Raw genomic sequence first — 16,212 nt, forward strand, 5'->3', positions numbered from 1 at the left:
GCCCGGGTCGAAAGACCCGGGCGTTTTGTTTGTCCGGAGGAAACCAGTTTGGCCGAGCGCAACCGGCTGAGGGAGTTCATCGACAGCGAGGCGGCGTCGGCGATGCCGCTGCTGGTGGCTGCCATCGCCGCCCTCGTGCTCGCCAATTCGCCTTTCGCCAGCGCCGTCGACGATCTGCTGCGGATCCGCTTCGGCTTCTCGCTGGGGCCGATCGTGCTGAACAAGCCGATCCTGCTGTGGATCAATGACGGCCTGATGGCGGTGTTCTTCCTGCTGGTCGGGCTCGAGATCAAGCGCGAGGTCGTCGAGGGCGCATTGTCGCGGCCCTCGCAGATCGCCCTGCCGGTGGTCGCTGCGGCGGGCGGCATGGCCGTGCCGGCGCTGGTTTATGTCGCGATCAACTGGAGCGATCCCACGGCGCTCAGAGGCTGGGCGATCCCCGCCGCGACCGACATCGCCTTCTCGCTCGGCGTGCTGGCGGCCCTCGGCAGCCGCGTGCCGTTGGCGCTGAAGGTGTTCCTGACGACGCTCGCCATCGTCGACGATCTCGGCTCGATCGTCGTCATCGCGATCTTCTACACCAGCGACCTCTCGCCCGTGGCGCTGGGCCTTGCCGCAGTGTTCATCGCGGGGCTGGCGATCCTGAACTTCGCCGGCGTGCGCCGCCTGCTGCCCCATCTGCTGCTGGGCGTGCTGCTCTGGGTGTCGGTCCTGAAGTCGGGCGTGCACGCCACGCTGGCCGGCGTCGTGCTGGCGATGTTCATCCCGCTCAAGTCGGCCGGCGAGCCCGACGACAGGCGGCCCGCCATCCGGCTGGAGCATGTGATCAAGCCATGGTCGGCGTGGCTGATCATGCCCGTCTTCGCCTTCGCCAATGCCGGCTTGCCGCTCGTCGGCCTGTCGCTGGCGAGCCTTCTGGCGCCGTTGCCGCTCGGCATCATGGCAGGCCTCTTCGTCGGCAAGCAGATCGGCATCGTGCTGAGTGTGGGTCTGCTGATCGTGCTCGGCGTCGCGCGGCTGCCGGAGGGCGCCACGTGGCGCAGCCTCTACGGCGTGGCGATCCTGGGCGGCATCGGCTTCACCATGAGCCTGTTCATCGGCAGCCTTGCCTTTCCCGGCGATGCCGTGCGCGAGGCCGAGGTGCGGCTGGGCGTGCTCGCAGGCTCGCTGCTGTCGGCCGTGCTAGGTTATCTCGTGTTGCGCACAGCGCCCGGCAGGAAACCATGATGCGCTCGCACCTTGTCGTCTTCCTCGCGGCCCTGATGTCGCTCGCCCTCACTGGTACCGCGCAGGCTCAGGTGCCGCGCGTTGCGATCGAGGGCGGCACCGTCGTCGGGGTGCAGACCGGTGAGGTGGCGAGCTTCAAGGGCATCCCGTTCGCAGCGCCGCCGGTGCGCGAGTTGCGCTGGCGTTCGCCGCAGCCGGTGGCGCCGTGGTCGGGCGAGCTTTTAGCCGACCGGTTCTTGCCGATGTGCCTGCAACCGCTCAGGGCCAGGAACTCCGTCTTCTATTTCGGCGAGGAACCGTCGAGCGAGGACTGCCTCTATCTCAACGTCTGGTCGACGGCGAAGGCCGGCGACAGGCGGCCGGTGATGGTGTTCGTCTATGGCGGCGGCTGGACCATCGGCTCGGCTTCGCTGCCGCTCTATGGCGGCGAGGCGCTGGCGCAGAAGGGCGCGGTCGTCGTCTCGTTCAACTACCGCGTCGGTGCGCTTGGCTTCCTCGCCCATCCCGAGCTCACCGCCGAGGGCAACGGCGCGTCCGGCAACTACGGCCTGATGGACATGGTCGCCGCGCTGAAATGGGTGAAGGCCAACATCGAGCGCTTCGGCGGCGATCCCGCCAAGGTCACGCTCTATGGCCAGTCGGCCGGTTCGGTTGCGATCGCACTGCTGCAGGCCTCGCCGCAGGCCAAGGGCCTGTTCCATCGCGCCGTCGGCCAGAGCGGCGGCTACAACATCTCGGGGCCGCTGCCGTCGCTGGCCGATGCCGAGAAGGCGGGTGTCGCCGCCGCGGCCAAGCTGAAGGCGCCGTCGCTCGCCGCCCTGCGCAACCTCGGCGGCGATGCGATCATGAACGGCGACAACAACCTCAGGCCCATCATCGACGGCGCGGTGCTGCCGCAGCAGCCGGCAAAGGTATTCGCCGCCGGCGGCCAGATGGCCATGCCCATCCTGGTCGGCTCCAACGCCGACGAGGGCACGGCCTATCCGGTGGCGATGAGCGCAGCCGCCTTTGCCGCCGACGCCGAGAAGCGCTACGGCGCCGACGCCCCGCGCGTGCTGGCGCTCTATCCGGCGGCAACCGATGCCGAGGCGCGGGCCGCGAGCTATGCGCTGATGCGCGATCGCACCTTCGCGGCGCCCATGCGCCGCTGGGCGAGCGAGCAGTCGGCCGTGGCGCCGGTGTTCGTCTATCACTTCAGCCGCGTCCATCCCTTCGTCGACGGCCTGGGGTACGCCCAGCAGAACCCGGCGACCGGCATGGGCGCCTATCACGGCGCCGAGATGGCCTACGCCTACGGCACGCTCGACGTCCTGAACCGGTTCGCGAAAAACCCGCGCCTGGAGCGAGGAGGATCGTCGCTACGCCGATGCAATGATCTCCTACTGGGTCAATTTCGCCCGCACCGGCAATCCCAACGGCGAGGGCCCTAATGGCGAAGAGTTGCCGGTCTGGCCCGCCTACAAGCTCGGCAGCGAGCAGGCGATGCTGTTCGGCAAGACGATCGCGGCGGGTGCGCTGCCCAACAGGGCGCAGCTTGATTTCTTTTTCGATCGCAATTGAGACTACGATTTCTGCATAGCTGGGCAAGATTGCACGTTGCCTTGGCCGGCCTATACTTTCCGCCATGCGTCGTACGTCCTACGAACAGATGAACTGCTCGATCGCCTCGGCGCTCGACGTCGTCGGCGAGCCGTGGACACTGCTGATCGTGCGCGATGCCTTCTACGGCGTGCGCCGTTTCGACGACTTCCAGGAGAATCTCGGCATCGCCCGCAATGTTCTGACGGCGCGACTGAAGAAACTGGTCGAGGCCGGCATCTTCCGCAAGACCGCCTACCGCCAGCGCCCGCTGCGCCACGAATACCGCCTGACCGACAAGGGAGCGGCGCTGTTCACGGTGATCGTCGGGCTGAAGCAGTGGGGCGACCGCTACGGCGCTGCCGCGCGCAGCGGCAAACCGATGGACCTTGTCAATCGCGGCGACGGCCGGCCGCTCGAGCCGGTGCTGATCGACGCCGATTCGGGCCAGCGGCTCGAACTCACGAATGTGCGTGCCGTCGCCGGCCCCGGCGCCGACCAGGGCACGCGCGCTTTCTTCGAGCGCCTGGCGATCAACCGTCCCGCGCGTTAGTCGCGATCGATCTTCTTACCGTCGATGTCGCGGCGCGCGCGGTCCTCGGCGTCCTTGTCGGCGGCTTTCTCGGCCTTGGTGCGGCCGAACCGCCGACGGTTGGCATCTGCCTCGCTCTCGCGTTGCTGTCGCGCCTTGTCCTTGCGAGCGCGACGCAGGTTCACGATCTCTGCCATGATCACGTCGTCCTGACTATCCCCAGATGTCTATGCCGCGTCGTGCGGCGATGCGCTAGTGTCCGTCGTCAGGCGGCGGGAGCGTTTCCATGACATCGACCACGCGCAAAAGAGTTCTGATTGGCGCCGGTGGCGTCGTCGGACTGCTGATTGTGGTGCTGCTGGCGCTGCCCAGCCTGATCGACCTCAACGGCCGTAAGGCCGAGATCGCCACGATGGTCAAGAAGGTGACCGGCCGCGAGCTGGTGCTCGACGGTCCGATCGCGCTGTCGATCCTGCCGACGCCGACCGTGACCTTGAGCGGCGTGAAGTTCTTCAACGTGCCGGGGTCGAAGAACCCCAACATGGTCGAGGTCAAGACCGTCACCGTGAAGCCCTCGCTCGGCGCCTTGCTGACCGGCAGCATCGAGGTCAGCGAGGTGACCTTGGTCGAGCCCAAGATCGTGCTGGAGATCAATGCCGAGGGCAAACCGAACTGGGAGTTCGCGCCCTCGGTCGCCGAGGCCAAGCCCGCCGCACCCAAGCCCGATTCGCCCAGGCCCCTGTCGCTCGGCCGCCTCACCATCGACAACGGCACGCTGATCTTCAGCGATTCCAAGGCCGGCCTCTCGATCGTGGCGGAAAAGGCCAACTTCAGCGCCTCGGTTCGCTCGCTCGACGGGCCTTACTCGATCGCGGGCTCCGCCACCATCAACGGCGCGCCGCTCAAGCTCGACCTGTCGGTCGGCGCCAAGGCGGCCGACGGCCACGCCGTCGACCTTGCCCTGGAGGCGGGCGGCAAGCTCGGTTTCAAGGGCAAGCTGAGCGAGCTCGGGCCCAACGCGCGGCTCACCGGCCTCGCCTCCAGTTCGTCGGACAACCTGATCGGCTTCGCCGACACACTGATCAAGATGACGGGCCAACCACAGCCCGATCTGCCGCCGTTGCTCGCTGGCAAGTTCACCTTCGACGGCGCCGTCGATGCCTCGCAAACTTCGATCTCGATCAAGGATTTCAAGCTGGCGCTGGGCCAGGACAATGCCGGCGAATCGCTGACGCTGACCTTGAAGCCCGCGCTGGCGATCGAGGGCAAGCTCGCGGCCGACCGGCTCGACCTCGACCACTGGCTGGCCGCGATGGCGAAACCCGCCACGACCGCCGCTCCGACGACTCCGCCACCCGCCGGCGCTACCGCTGCGCCGGTGCCGCCGGCCGGCCCCAGCATGCTCGCCGCGATCACCGCCAAGCTGTCCTTCGAGATCGGCGAGCTCGTCTACAACAAGCAACCGGTTCGCAACATCGCACTCGAGCTCGACGCGCGCCGCGGCGTCGTCGCCGTGCCGAAGCTCACCGCCACCTTGCCGGGCGATCTGGCGCTGCAAGCCAGGTCGACCATGTCGGGCGATCCCAATCGTCCGACCGTCGCCGGCGACTTCAGCCTGGTCGGGCCGAAGCTCAGGGAGACGCTGGCCTGGCTCGCGGTCGACGTTTCGTCGGTGCCGCCGGACAAGCTCCAGCGCATCAGCCTGAAGGGCAGGATGTCGTCGGATGGCGGCAATGTGCAGGTGAGCGACGCCGTCTTCGAGCTCGATGACCTCAAGGGCAGCGGCGGCATCACCGTGACCTTCAGCGTGCCGTTGTCGGTCGTCATGCAGGTCAATCTCGACACGCTCGACCTCGATTCCTACCTGGCCGCGGCGCCCTCTGACAAGAAACCAGCGGCTTCTGCACCGGCGCCGACAACAGCAGCGGCCCGCGCTGTCGGCCCCTCGATCGGTCTGAAAGCCAAGATCGCCAAGCTGATCTGGAACAAGGAGACGATCGGCGGCATCGATGTCGATATCGCCTTGCGCGGCGACACGATCAGGCTGAACGACGCCAAGGTCTCCAACCTCGCCGGCGCGCGGTTGGCCGTGCGCGGCACCGTCGCCAACTACAACGCCGCTCAGCCGCGGCCCGACATCGCCTTCAACTTCGAGGCGCCGGACATGGACCGCGTCTTGAAGCTCGTTGGCGCGACGCCGGCAGGGCTGGGCGCTGTGACGGCTTCGGGTGGCGTCGCCGGCAGCCTCGAGCAGGTCGCGCTGCGCGAGTTCGCCGTGAACGCCGCCGGCCAGAGCCTGCGCGCGACCGGCACGCTGGCCTTGCCCGGCGCGGCGCAGGGTGCGCCCAAGTCGGCGGCCTACAAGGGCAGCCTGACGCTGAACGGCCAGACGCTCGACGGGTCGATCGAGGCGACGCTCGGCACCCGGCCGAACATCACCGCCGACCTCAAGGCCAACGTGCTCGACCTTGACAAGATCGGCGGCAGCGCTGCCCCGGCGCCGTCGCGCGGCCAGCCGGCGGCAGCCAAGGCGATCGATACCGGCCCTCTGCGCAGCATCGACGGCAACTTCAAGCTGGTGGCGGCGACCCTGATCAGCTCATCCCTACGCATCGGCAATGCCGATCTGGCGGCGACCTTGAAGGACGGCGTGCTCACCATCTCGCACTTCAAGGGGACGCTCTACGGCGGCTCGCTCAACTTCTCGGGCGTGGTCAATGCCAGCCAGCCGGCGCTCGCCGTCGATCTCAAGGGCGACGCCACTGGCATCGGACTGGGCGAGATGCTGCGCAGCACGCGCGGCAGCAACCAGTTCGGCAGCAGCATCAGGGTGACCATCGACGGCAGGCTGAACGCCACCGGCATCGCGGTGCGGGCCGGCGGCACGACCTCCGACCAGCTGCGCAGCTCGCTGGCCGGCGGCGCCAACCTCGGCGGCCACATCTTTGTCGGCGCTGACGAGGCGTTGAGATTCATCGGCGGGGCCTTGGCCGGAGCAGCCAGCGGCGTGATCGACAATACGCTCGGCAATGCGCTGGGCATCGTCGGCCAGCGCGGGCTCAGCCCGACCGCCCTGTTGAACGCGATCCAGCTGGTCCTCAATCGCTTCGTCAACCACGACAGCCCGATCAGCGGCCATATCGACATCGCCGGTGGCGTGCTGACCGACAGGGGCTTGGCTGTACAGGGCAACCGCGCCACCGCCAACATCTCGACGCGCACCAATCTCACCGCGTCGTCGACCGACACCACGATCAACTTCATGATCGCCGAGGATCCCACAGCGCCTTACATCATCACGACGGCGCGCGGAGCGCTCTCCTCGCCGTCGCTCAATGTCACGCGCGGCACGGCCAGGGATCCGGCGGGCATGACCAGCACCCTGCCGGGCGTCGGCAACATCCCGGGCATCGGCAACTTGATCCCGGGGCAGGGCGGGGGCCAGAGTGGTGGCCAGCAACGTTCGCCGATTCCCAATATCCCATTGCCCATTCCCAACATCTTCGGCCGGTAGTGCGCGGCTTCCAGTCGGATGGAACCGCTTGCGGTTCCATCCGACTGGAAACGCGTTGCTCCAACAGTGTGATTGCAAGACACTTTCCGTCCGGCTGAGTCCAGCCGGACGGAAAGTGCGTAAGAGGGTTCATGCTCGATCGTCTGTTGTCCGTGCTGAAAGCACGGTTCGGTTCCGCGCCTGCGCTCACGGAAGCGCCGCAAGGCGTCGATGTCCTGGCCGACATGGCCAACCGCCGCGTCATGCGTCGCTATCTCGACAAGCCGGTCGATCCGATGCTGATCGACACGCTCTGCGCCGTGGCCCTGTCGGCGCCGTCCAAGTCCGACCTGCAGCAGGCCGACATCGTCGTCGTCACCGACAAGGCCCAGCGCGCCGTACTCGACGAGCTGGCGCCGGGCAATCCCTGGATGAAGGCGGCGCCGGCGATCCTGGTGTTCTGCGGCAACAACCGCCGCCAGCGGCTCGCCTTCGACTGGCGCGGCCGGCCCTACGTCAACGACCACCTCGATCCGTTCTTCAACGCCTCGGTCGACGCCGCCATCGTGCTGGGTACCTTCGTCGCCGCGGCCGACCGCGTCGGGCTGGGGACCTGCCCGATCAGCACCCTGCGCAACAACGCCGGCAAGGTGTCCGACCTTCTAGGCCTGCCGGATCACGTTTTCCCGGTGGCGGGGCTGGGGGTCGGCTGGCCGTCCTTCGCCGGGGTGATGAGTCCCCGGCTGGGACTTGACGTCACGGTCCATCACGACCGCTACGACGAGGAGGGGCTCAAGGGGAAGGTCGCGTCCTACGACAAGCGCCGCCGCGCGGTGCAGCCCTACGCCCAGCAGCGCCATGTCGAAAAATTCGGCGAGGACCCGGAATACGGCTGGTCGGAAGACAAGGTGCGGCAATATTCCGTGCCGGACCGGGCCGATTTCGGCGCATTCGTGCGTGACAAAGGTTTCAAACTCGACTGATCGTTCGTTTCCTGAGCTCGTCGAGCACGAAAAGACGCAATGCGCTGGAAAGATTGCCCGGACTGCGGGCATGGTCGATTTCGGCCACCAGGGCCTTCAGCGACAGGCCGCGCTGTTCCGCGATGGCCGAAAGCTCGGCCCAGAACGCATCCTCGAGCGAAACCGAGGTGCGATGGCCGTCGATGGTGACCGAGCGCTTGCGCATGGCTCGACTGTGGCAGCGGCAGGACGCCGCCTCAACCTGCCTTGCCGCCGTCACAGAGCGTGCGTATAAGCGCGACCCAGAAAACTCCCTCCGGAACAATCTCTTATGGACATCCGCAACGTCGCGATCATCGCGCACGTCGACCATGGCAAAACCACACTGGTGGACTGCCTACTGAAGCAGTCAGGCACCTTCCGCGAGAACCAGCAGGTCGCCGAACGCGCCATGGACTCCAACGACCTGGAGCGTGAGCGCGGCATCACCATCCTCGCCAAGGCGACCTCGGTCGTCTGGAAGGGCACGCGCGTCAACATCGTCGACACGCCGGGCCACGCCGATTTCGGCGGCGAGGTCGAGCGCATCCTGTCGATGGTCGACGGTGTGGTCCTGCTGGTCGACGCGGCCGAAGGGCCGCTGCCGCAGACCAAATTCGTGCTGGGCAAAGCGTTGCGCCTCGGCCTGCGCCCGATCGTGCTGATCAACAAGGTCGACCGCTCGGATGCGCGGCCCCACCAGGTGCACGACGAGGTGTTCGACCTGTTCTCCGCGCTGGAGGCCAACGACCAGCAGCTCGATTTCCCAACCTTGTTCGCGTCTGCCCGCCAGGGCTGGTCCGCGACGTCGCTCGAGGCCGAGCACAAGGACATGGAGCCGCTGTTCGACCTCATCCTGCGCCATGTGCCGCCGCCGCACATCGAGGCCGACAAGCCGTTCCGCATGCTGGTCACGACGCTGGAGTCCGATCCGTTCCTCGGCCGCATCCTGACCGGGCGCATCAACTCCGGCGTGCTCAAGCCCAACACCGTCCTGAAGTCGCTGAGCCGCGACGGCAGCGAGATCGAGCAGACCCGCGTCACCAAGGTGCTGGCCTTCCGGGGCCTCGAACGCGTCGCGCTCGACAGCGCCGAGGCGGGCGACATCGTGGCCGTGGCGGGCTTCAAGAACGCGACCGTGGCCGACACGATCTGCGACCTCGCCGTCGAATGGGCGCTGCCGGGCCAGCCGGTCGATCCGCCGACGCTCGCCATGACCTTCTCGGTGAACGACTCGCCGCTCGCCGGCAAGGAAGGCGACAAGGTCACGACCCGCATGATCCGCGCCCGCCTGATGCGCGAAGCCGAGGGCAACGTCGCCATCCGCGTCAGCGACACCGAGAACGCCGATTCGTATGAAGTCGCCGGCCGCGGCGAGCTGCAGCTCGGCGTGCTGATCGAGACGATGCGCCGCGAGGGCTTCGAGCTCGCCGTCGGCCGCCCGCGCGTGCTCTTCCAGAACGACTCGATCACCGGCCAGCGCCTCGAGCCGATCGAGGAAGTCGTGATCGACGTCGACGACGCCTATACCGGCGTCGTGGTCGAGCAGATCTCCCTGCGCAAGGGCGAGCTGCAGGACATGCGCCCGTCGGGCGCCGGCAAGACCCGCCTGGTGTTCTACGCCCCGTCGCGCGGCCTGATCGGCTACCACGGCGAGTTCCTGACCGACACGCGCGGCACCGGCGTCATGAACCGTATCTTCCACGAATACGGCCCCTACCGCGGTCCGATTGCCGGCCGGCGCAACGGCGCGCTGATCGCCAACGACGAGGGCACCGCGGTCGCCTATGCCCTGTGGAACCTCGAGGAGCGCGGCCCGATGTTCATCGACCCGGGCGTGCAGGTCTACAAGGGCATGCTGATCGGCGAGCACAGCCGCGGCAACGATCTCGACGTCAATGTACTGAAGGGCAAGCAGCTCACCAACATTCGCGCCGCCGGCAAGGACGAGGCGGTGCGGCTGACCCCGCCGCGCCGCATGTCGCTCGAACAGGCGATCGCCTATATCGAGGACGACGAATTGGTCGAGGTGACGCCGAAGTCGATTCGTCTGCGCAAGCGCTTCCTCCATCCCGAGGACCGCAAGCGCGCGAAGAAGCAGGCCGCCGCCGCGGCCGCAGAGTAGGCAAGCAGAGAGTAGGAAGGAGTGACATTGAACAACCGAGACACTTTCAACGACCGCCTTGAGAATGCCGCCAAGGCCAAGCAAGCCCTGCTTGAACGGGCTCGCGCAAACGACCGTAGCAACGATCCCGAGTTCATCGCCCGCCAGGAAGCGCGTGCCGCCGCGGCCCGCGCCCGCGAGGAGCGTGAGATCGAGCAGCGCAATGCCAAGCGCGCCGAGCGCGAGGCCGCGAAGGCCAAGGCGATCGCCGAGAAGGAAGCCGAGAAGATTGCTCAGGCTGCCCGTGAGGCCGACGCGGCCAAGAAGTCTCTGCGTGCGCAGCTCGAACTGCTCGCATCGCAGAAGGCGACCCGCGACGCCCGCTACGCCGCCCGCAAGGCGCGCAAGAAGAGCTAGAGACTTCCGCCGGTCAGCGACGCCCGCTGGCTGATCTCGATGTGATTGCCGTCGGGATCGCAGACAAAGGCGTAACGCACCGTATCGCCCAGTACGCGCGGCGCGCCACCCGAGGTGCCGCCGCGCGCCAGGATACCGTCGTATTCGGCGAGGCAATCCCACACCTGCACTGTCATGTAGCGGTATCCGGGCCCGCGCCATTCCGCCCTGCGCTCGACCTTGCCGCGCTCGGCAACCACGACCAACGAATCGCCGCAGCGATAGCGGCCCTCGCCGGCACGCTCGAACTGCATGGCCTCGGTCCAGAAGCGGTCATGCGCTGCAGGGTCGTTGACCTTCAGCAGGATGGCGATGCCCTGCACGCCGTCGGCACCCTTGGGAACCAACATCACCTGGTTGCCGTCCGGATCGCTCAGCGCCTGCCGGCTGGCCAGGCCGTCCTTGGCGATCTGCAATCCGACGATGCCCGATGGCGGCGCCGCGGGCAGCGGATTGCGCGAATGGTTCATCTTCAGGATCGAGCCGTTCATGTGATGGCGGTGCTGCTGCATGCCGCCGCCCAGCTTGCCCAGGTGGTCGTAGGGCAGACCAACGGTTTGCTGCCAGAAGGCGAGCTGCTCGTCGCGCTTGGTCGAGAACAGGCCGATGTCGAGATGCTGTTTGGCGAGATTCATGGCGGCAAATGTAGCGCGAGGCTGTGGATGTCTGAAAAGTCTGCTGTTGTCATGCTTTAAGCAGTCGGCTGAAGCCGTTGAATCATCTTCAAGAATCGTGCTTCAAGCAGTCGTAGGTGGCCGAAACAACTCATACAATCCCTGCCACGACTCCGTTCCAGCGCGGGCCTAGAACGAACGTGGGTGAAGGGTCCGGCTGTTGGGGAATGGTCGACCAAACATGTGGGAAGGGACACGATGCTTCGGGCCATCATCGGCACGGCCGCCGTGCTTGCAGGATTTGGCGTCCTCGAGCGCTCCGTCGATGCCAGTACCGGCTACGCCGGCTCATGCACGGCAACTCAGGCTTATGCGCTGCTCCAGCGCGGCGAGATGGTCTCGGTGCGCGCCGAGCCGACGCCGCAGGCGTCGGTGATCGGCACGCTGTCGGGCCGCACCGCCAAGGGCGATCTGGCGCGCGGCGAAGTCACCATCATGGGCAGCCAGAGCGGTTGGGCGCGCATCGCGCTCAACACCGCGCCGGGCTATGCCGCCGCCGCCGCCGGCGCCGGATCGCAGTCGTTCGGCTGGGTGCCGGCCGACCTGCTGACGGTCGATGCCCGCGTCGACGGCGCCATCACGGTCTACGACCGGCCGGGCCTGCTGGGCTCGGCGGTCGCCACCATCGAAGGCGACGACATGAAGTTCCGCGTGCTCGGCTGCCGCGGCAGCTGGCTGCAGGTCGTCAACGCCCGCCACGGCAACGTCTGGATCGACAAGTGGTGCGCCCGCGAAGAGGGCTGTCGCGGCTAAGAGTTTGGAAGGGCAACGGCGTCGTCATCTGGGGATTTGACGGCACGTTGCGGGACAGCACACTGAAAACCCGGCAGGGCGACCTGCCGGGTTTCTTTTTGGGAGCGCGGGCCTCCAGGCCCGCTCATGTCTTTCGGAAGAGCATGACCATGAGCGGGCCTGGAGGCCCGCGGTCCGGCAAGACTCAGATCTTCAATTCGCTGAAGAAGTCGTTGCCCTTGTCGTCGGTGACGATGAAGGCGGGGAAGTTCTCGACCTGGATGCGCCAGATCGCTTCCATGCCGAGCTCGGGATACTCCAGCACCTCGACCTTCCTGATGCAGTTCTTGGCCAGGATCGCGGCCGGGCCGCCGATCGAGCCTAGATAGAAGCCTTTGTGCTTCTTGCAGGCATCGACGACCTGCTTGCTGCGGTTGCCCTTGGCCAGCATGACCATCGAGCCGCCGTTGGCCTGGAACAGGTCGACGTAGGAATCCATGCGGCCCGCCGTGGTCGGGCCGAACGAGCCCGACGGCATGCCTTCCGGCGTCTTGGCCGGGCCGGCGTAGTAGACCGGGAACTGCTTGAAATAGTCGGGCAGGCCTTCGCCGCGGTCGAGCCGTTCCTTGAGCTTCGCGTGCGCGGAGTCACGCGCCACGATCAGCGTACCGGTGAGGTTCACGCGCGTCTTCACCGGGTACTTCGTCAGCACCGACAGCGTGTGCGCCATGCCCTTGTTGAGGTCGACGGAGACGACCTCGCCCGAGAGCTGCTGCGGCTCGACCTCGGGCAGGAAGTGCGCCGGGTTGGTCTCGAGCTGCTCGAGGAAGATGCCGTCCTTGGTGATCTTGCCTACGGCCTGCCGGTCGGCCGAGCAGCTCACGCCCATGCCGATCGGCACCGAGGCGCCGTGGCGCGCGATCCTGATCACGCGCACGTCGTGGCAGAAGTACTTGCCGCCGAACTGCGCGCCGATGCCCATCTGGCGCGTCAGCTCCAGGACCTTCTTCTCCATCTCGCGGTCGCGGATGGCCACGCCCTTGTTGTTGCCCTCGCTCGGCAGGTCGTCGAGGTAGCGCGTCGAGGCAAGCTTCACCGTCTTGAGGTTCATCTCGGCCGAGGTGCCGCCGACCACGATGGCAAGGTGGTAGGGCGGGCAGGCCGCCGTGCCCAGGGTGCGGATCTGGGTGTCGAGGAACTTCAGCAGCGAGGCTTCGTTCAGCACCGCTGGCGTCTGCTGGTAGAGGTAGCTCTTGTTGGCCGAGCCGCCGCCCTTGGCGACGAAGAGGAACTTGTAGGCATCGCCGTCGGTCGCATAGATGTCGATCTGCGCCGGCAGGTTGGTGCCGGTCTGCACTTCCTTGAACATCGAGATCGGCGAGACCTGCGAATAGCGCAGGTTGGTCTCGGTGTAGGTCTTGAACACACCCTTGGCGATCGCCTCCTCGTCGCCGCCGCCGGTCCACACTGCCTGGCCCTTCTTGCCCATGACGATGGCCGTGCCGGTATCCTGGCACATCGGCAGCACGCCGCCCGCGGCGATGTTGGCGTTCTTGAGGAGCTCCAGCGCCACGTACTTGTCGTTGGCCGAGGCCTCGCCGTCGTCGAGGATCGAGGCCAACTGGGCGAGATGGCTGGGGCGCAGGAGATGGGAGATATCGTGGAACGCCTGGGCGGTCAGCAGGGTCAGCGCCTCGGGCTCGACGGTGAGCACGTCACGGCCGTTGAACTTGGTCACGCCGACATGGTCGGACGAGAGCTTGCGGTAGGACGTCGTGTCCTCACCGTGCGGAAACATCTCCTGGAACTGGAAATCGGGCATAGGAGTCTCCTGGCGCGCCGGGCTAGAGCGGGCCTTCCCTGCCGCAATGACGGGCAGGCGTAAAGCTACTTCTTTCGGAAGCTGTCGAGCTTGACGACCTTGGACGCTGCGTCCTCGGGCTTGGCCTCGGTGGCCTGCTCAGAGCCGGCTTCGGGCTTGGCCTCCGAGGCGGCAGGTGCCGCCAGCGGCGGGCGCTTTTCGGCCGGCGGCAGGGCGGCCGGCGGCGCGGCGGGGGCTTCCGCCTTCTCGCCGCCCTTGTCCTTGCGATCGAACTGCAGGCCGAAGCGCACCGACGGATCGACGAAGGCCGACAGTGCCGCGAACGGCACCCGGATGCGCTCCTGCTGCTTGTTGAAGCTCACCGTCACCTCGAAGTGGTTGGGGCCGAGGATCAGGTCCCAGTACTGGTGCTGGAGCACGATCGTCATCTCTTCCGGGTACTTGGCGCGCAAATAGTCGGGCAGTACGACGCCGGGATCGGTGCTGCGGAACGAGATGTAGAAATGGTGCGAGCCGGGAAGGCCTTTCTCGGCGACCTGCGTCAGCACGCGACGGACGACGCTGCGCAGCGCGTCGTCGACGAGAGCGTCGTAGTGGAAGCGATCGTTCATGGCCTGTCGGAAATTTCGCGAAACATCGTCGACCCGCGTACCATCAGAGTCAATCGCGGGAAACCCCGAATGCGAGGAGTAAAGTGGGAGGGCTTCTGTTGCCCGGTGCCCTCCCGAACCGCGCTTACGTCCGCTGTTTAGGCGGCAGCAGCGAGTGTAACGGTGTTATCGTTAGCACTTGTGAATGGCCCGTCACGGCGGAACCATACCGGGCAAAAACCGCGCCTTTACCACGCTCGTCGATCCTGGTTCGCCCCCATCGACTCCGCCCCTGTTCGGGTTGGAGGTGAAATGGTGGAGGCGCCGGGTACTGCCCCCGGGTCCGAAACGCTTATTTCACGCGGCGTTTATCGCCATAGTCGGTTTCCCGACGCGACCAATATAAGCACTCCGCGGGCACTTTTGAAGCAACGGCTGCGCCCGAAATGCCGCGCCTTATTTTCCCCATGGTCCGCGCTGGCCGCCGCCCATAGAGTCCGCGGCCAACGAAGGACAACAACGATGCCCCTCTCCACCGACCAGCAGGCCGAGATCGACCAGGCTCGCGGCGGCGCGCAGCCGACGCTGCGGCCGATTTCCCCCGCCCTGGAAGAAATCCTGTTCCAGGCGCTGCCCGTGCTCGATCACGGCTTTGTCCGAGTCGTCGACTACATGGGAGATGATGCTGCCGTCGTGCAGGCTGCCCGCGTGAGCTACGGCCGCGGCACCAAGAAGGTCAGCGAGGATCGCGGGCTGATCAACTACCTGATGCGGCATCGCCATACGACGCCGTTCGAGATGTGCGAGATCAAATACCACGTGAAGCTGCCTATCTTCGTGGCGCGCCAGTGGATCCGCCATCGCACCGCCAACGTGAACGAATACTCGGCGCGCTACTCGATCCTCGACAACGAATACTACGTGCCGAAGCCCGAGCATTTGGCGGCCCAGAGCACGGCCAACCGCCAGGGGCGCGACCAGGTCCTTTCGGGCAAGGAGGCCGAGCGCGTCTTCGACCTCCTCAAGAAGGACGCCGAGCTGGTCTACGAACACTACATGGAGATGCTGAACGAGGGTGAGACGGGCGAGCCGCTCGACCCCGAGCGCTCCGGCCTGGCGCGCGAGCTGGCGCGCATGAACCTATCGCTGGCCTTCTATACTCAGTGGTACTGGAAGACCAACCTCCACAATCTCATGCAATTCCTGTCGCTGCGCGCCGACGCCCACGCGCAGTACGAAATCCGCGTCTATGCCGACGTCATGCTCGATACGCTGAAGCGCTGGTGCCCGATCAGCTACGACGCCTTCATGGAATACCGGATGGGCGGCGCGCATCTCTCCAAGACCGGCCTGGCTGCGATCAAGCGCCTGATCGCGGGCGAGAAGGTCGACCAGAAGTCGAGCGGGCTCAACCCGCGCGAATGGCGGGAGCTCATGGCGGTGCTGGGCCTTGGCTAGGGAAAGCCCCGGCCGGCTGCGGCTGCTGCGCGAGCGGCCGCGCGATCACTACGCCATCGAGGAGATGAACGAGGCGGCATTCGGCCCCGACCGGATGCACAAGACGGTCTATCGCTTCCGCGAGGACGTGAAGCCGATCAAGGAACTGTGCTTCGTCGCCATCGACCAGAAGGGCCAGATGGTGGCCTCGATCCGCAACTGGCCCATCCTGATCAACGAGCGCTGGCCCGCCATCCTGCTGGGCCCGCTCGCCATCTCGCCCGAGCTGCGCGGGTTGGGCTACGGCAAGGCGCTGATGTGGCATTCGATGGCGCAGTCGCGCATGCTGGGCCACAGCCGCATCATCCTGGTCGGCGATCCTGAATACTATAATCAGTTCGGCTTCCGCCGAGACTTGGCGCTCAACATCCAGCTCCCGGGCTGGGTCGAGGAGCGGCGCTTCCTGGCGCTCGAGCTGGTCGCCGGCTCGATGATCGGCGTGCACGGCATGATCGGAAAGTGGGATCCTCGCAAGGCGGCCGCGGCAGGGCGCAAGAAAAAGCGCT

16 protein-coding genes and 1 other RNA gene are annotated in these 16,212 nt (G+C 66.5%); 11 read left to right on the plus strand and 6 right to left on the minus strand.

Going from position 1 to position 16,212, the window contains the following annotated elements; all coding sequences use genetic code 11:
- The first annotated feature begins 48 nt into the window (after positions 1-48).
- The 4 genes from nhaA (at position 49) to RSO01_RS21400 (ending at position 3,358) form a co-directional block, all read left to right on the plus strand.
- On the plus strand, positions 49-1,227 hold the full coding sequence (gene nhaA / locus RSO01_RS21385; RefSeq protein WP_147151484.1) for a Na+/H+ antiporter NhaA: 1,179 nt from the start codon (positions 49-51) through the stop codon (positions 1,225-1,227).
- Complete coding sequence (locus RSO01_RS21390; RefSeq protein ID WP_170303244.1) at positions 1,227-2,657, plus strand: carboxylesterase/lipase family protein; 1,431 nt, start codon at positions 1,227-1,229, stop codon at positions 2,655-2,657. The genes nhaA and RSO01_RS21390 overlap by 1 nt, the downstream gene beginning before the upstream one ends.
- Complete coding sequence (locus RSO01_RS49510; RefSeq protein WP_147151486.1) at positions 2,599-2,787, plus strand: carboxylesterase family protein; 189 nt, start codon at positions 2,599-2,601, stop codon at positions 2,785-2,787. Before RSO01_RS21390 ends, RSO01_RS49510 begins: the two co-directional genes overlap by 59 nt.
- 64 nt (positions 2,788-2,851) lie before the next feature.
- Positions 2,852-3,358 (plus strand): winged helix-turn-helix transcriptional regulator, encoded by a 507-nt coding sequence (locus RSO01_RS21400; RefSeq protein WP_147151487.1) that lies wholly within the window; start codon positions 2,852-2,854, stop codon positions 3,356-3,358.
- On the opposite strand, the gene RSO01_RS21405 is transcribed toward RSO01_RS21400, so the two are convergent.
- A complete protein-coding gene (locus RSO01_RS21405) occupies positions 3,355-3,534 on the minus strand; it encodes a DUF4169 family protein (RefSeq protein WP_147151488.1) in 180 nt (59 codons plus the stop codon). The two genes, RSO01_RS21400 and RSO01_RS21405, sit on opposite strands and share 4 nt — an antisense overlap.
- Positions 3,535-3,623: 89 nt before the next feature.
- Here RSO01_RS21405 and RSO01_RS21410 point away from each other — a divergent pair, with 89 nt between their 5' ends.
- A complete protein-coding gene (locus tag RSO01_RS21410; RefSeq protein WP_147151489.1) occupies positions 3,624-6,851 on the plus strand; it encodes an AsmA family protein in 3,228 nt (1,075 codons plus the stop codon).
- 131 nt (positions 6,852-6,982) lie between these two features.
- Positions 6,983-7,813 carry a nitroreductase family protein gene (locus RSO01_RS21415; RefSeq protein WP_147151490.1) on the plus strand — a complete coding sequence of 277 codons (831 nt, stop codon included), beginning with the start codon at positions 6,983-6,985 and terminating at the stop codon, positions 7,811-7,813.
- Here RSO01_RS21415 and RSO01_RS21420 read toward each other — a convergent pair.
- Positions 7,800-8,018 carry a ribbon-helix-helix domain-containing protein gene (locus tag RSO01_RS21420; protein ID WP_147151491.1) on the minus strand — a complete coding sequence of 73 codons (219 nt, stop codon included), beginning with the start codon at positions 8,016-8,018 and terminating at the stop codon, positions 7,800-7,802. The two genes, RSO01_RS21415 and RSO01_RS21420, sit on opposite strands and share 14 nt — an antisense overlap.
- Positions 8,019-8,123: 105 nt before the next feature.
- Between RSO01_RS21420 and typA the strand changes: the two genes are divergently transcribed.
- Complete coding sequence (gene typA, locus RSO01_RS21425; protein ID WP_147151492.1) at positions 8,124-9,956, plus strand: translational GTPase TypA; 1,833 nt, start codon at positions 8,124-8,126, stop codon at positions 9,954-9,956.
- A 27-nt stretch (positions 9,957-9,983) separates the two neighbouring features.
- Complete coding sequence (locus RSO01_RS21430; RefSeq protein ID WP_147151504.1) at positions 9,984-10,352, plus strand: DUF6481 family protein; 369 nt, start codon at positions 9,984-9,986, stop codon at positions 10,350-10,352.
- On the opposite strand, the gene RSO01_RS21435 is transcribed toward RSO01_RS21430, so the two are convergent.
- Complete coding sequence (locus tag RSO01_RS21435) at positions 10,349-11,026, minus strand: VOC family protein (protein ID WP_147151493.1); 678 nt, start codon at positions 11,024-11,026, stop codon at positions 10,349-10,351. The two genes, RSO01_RS21430 and RSO01_RS21435, sit on opposite strands and share 4 nt — an antisense overlap.
- A 237-nt stretch (positions 11,027-11,263) precedes the next feature.
- Between RSO01_RS21435 and RSO01_RS21440 the strand changes: the two genes are divergently transcribed.
- Entirely contained in the window at positions 11,264-11,818 is a 555-nt protein-coding gene (locus RSO01_RS21440) for an SH3 domain-containing protein (RefSeq protein WP_147151494.1), read from the plus strand.
- A 184-nt stretch (positions 11,819-12,002) separates the two neighbouring features.
- On the opposite strand, the gene RSO01_RS21445 is transcribed toward RSO01_RS21440, so the two are convergent.
- From RSO01_RS21445 to ssrA, 3 genes are all read right to left on the minus strand, one after another.
- Positions 12,003-13,619 carry a fumarate hydratase gene (locus tag RSO01_RS21445; protein ID WP_147151495.1) on the minus strand — a complete coding sequence of 539 codons (1,617 nt, stop codon included), beginning with the start codon at positions 13,617-13,619 and terminating at the stop codon, positions 12,003-12,005.
- Positions 13,620-13,684: 65 nt separating this feature from the next.
- Positions 13,685-14,230, minus strand: a complete 546-nt coding sequence (locus RSO01_RS21450; RefSeq protein ID WP_147151496.1) for an SspB family protein — start codon at positions 14,228-14,230, stop codon at positions 13,685-13,687.
- An 82-nt stretch (positions 14,231-14,312) separates the two neighbouring features.
- Positions 14,313-14,641: a transfer-messenger RNA gene (gene ssrA / locus RSO01_RS21455) on the minus strand.
- Between the two features lie 90 nt (positions 14,642-14,731).
- Between ssrA and thyX the strand changes: the two genes are divergently transcribed.
- The gene (gene thyX / locus RSO01_RS21460) at positions 14,732-15,667 is read left to right on the plus strand and encodes an FAD-dependent thymidylate synthase (RefSeq protein WP_147151497.1); all 936 of its coding nucleotides are present in this window, start codon (positions 14,732-14,734) and stop codon (positions 15,665-15,667) included.
- Positions 15,660-16,212: GNAT family N-acetyltransferase (locus tag RSO01_RS21465; RefSeq protein WP_218037416.1), on the plus strand; the 553-nt coding region annotated here is incomplete at its 3' end. The genes thyX and RSO01_RS21465, both read left to right, overlap by 8 nt.

This window comes from Reyranella soli, assembly GCF_007992495.1.
GTDB classification, from domain to species: Bacteria; Pseudomonadota; Alphaproteobacteria; order Reyranellales; family Reyranellaceae; genus Reyranella; species Reyranella soli.

Coding starts and splice junctions, on each gene's coding strand:
- RSO01_RS21390 (WP_170303244.1), top strand. CDS start 1,227: ATGCGCTCGCACCTTGTCGTCTTCCTCGCGGCCCTGATGTCGCTCGCC.
- RSO01_RS49510 (WP_147151486.1), top strand. CDS start 2,599: ATGATCTCCTACTGGGTCAATTTCGCCCGCACCGGCAATCCCAACGGC.
- RSO01_RS21400 (WP_147151487.1), top strand. CDS start 2,852: ATGCGTCGTACGTCCTACGAACAGATGAACTGCTCGATCGCCTCGGCG.
- RSO01_RS21405 (WP_147151488.1), bottom strand. CDS start 3,534: ATGGCAGAGATCGTGAACCTGCGTCGCGCTCGCAAGGACAAGGCGCGA.
- RSO01_RS21410 (WP_147151489.1), top strand. CDS start 3,624: ATGACATCGACCACGCGCAAAAGAGTTCTGATTGGCGCCGGTGGCGTC.
- RSO01_RS21415 (WP_147151490.1), top strand. CDS start 6,983: ATGCTCGATCGTCTGTTGTCCGTGCTGAAAGCACGGTTCGGTTCCGCG.
- RSO01_RS21420 (WP_147151491.1), bottom strand. CDS start 8,018: ATGCGCAAGCGCTCGGTCACCATCGACGGCCATCGCACCTCGGTTTCG.
- typA (WP_147151492.1), top strand. CDS start 8,124: ATGGACATCCGCAACGTCGCGATCATCGCGCACGTCGACCATGGCAAA.
- RSO01_RS21435 (WP_147151493.1), bottom strand. CDS start 11,026: ATGAATCTCGCCAAACAGCATCTCGACATCGGCCTGTTCTCGACCAAG.
- RSO01_RS21440 (WP_147151494.1), top strand. CDS start 11,264: ATGCTTCGGGCCATCATCGGCACGGCCGCCGTGCTTGCAGGATTTGGC.
- RSO01_RS21445 (WP_147151495.1), bottom strand. CDS start 13,619: ATGCCCGATTTCCAGTTCCAGGAGATGTTTCCGCACGGTGAGGACACG.
- RSO01_RS21450 (WP_147151496.1), bottom strand. CDS start 14,230: ATGAACGATCGCTTCCACTACGACGCTCTCGTCGACGACGCGCTGCGC.
- thyX (WP_147151497.1), top strand. CDS start 14,732: ATGCCCCTCTCCACCGACCAGCAGGCCGAGATCGACCAGGCTCGCGGC.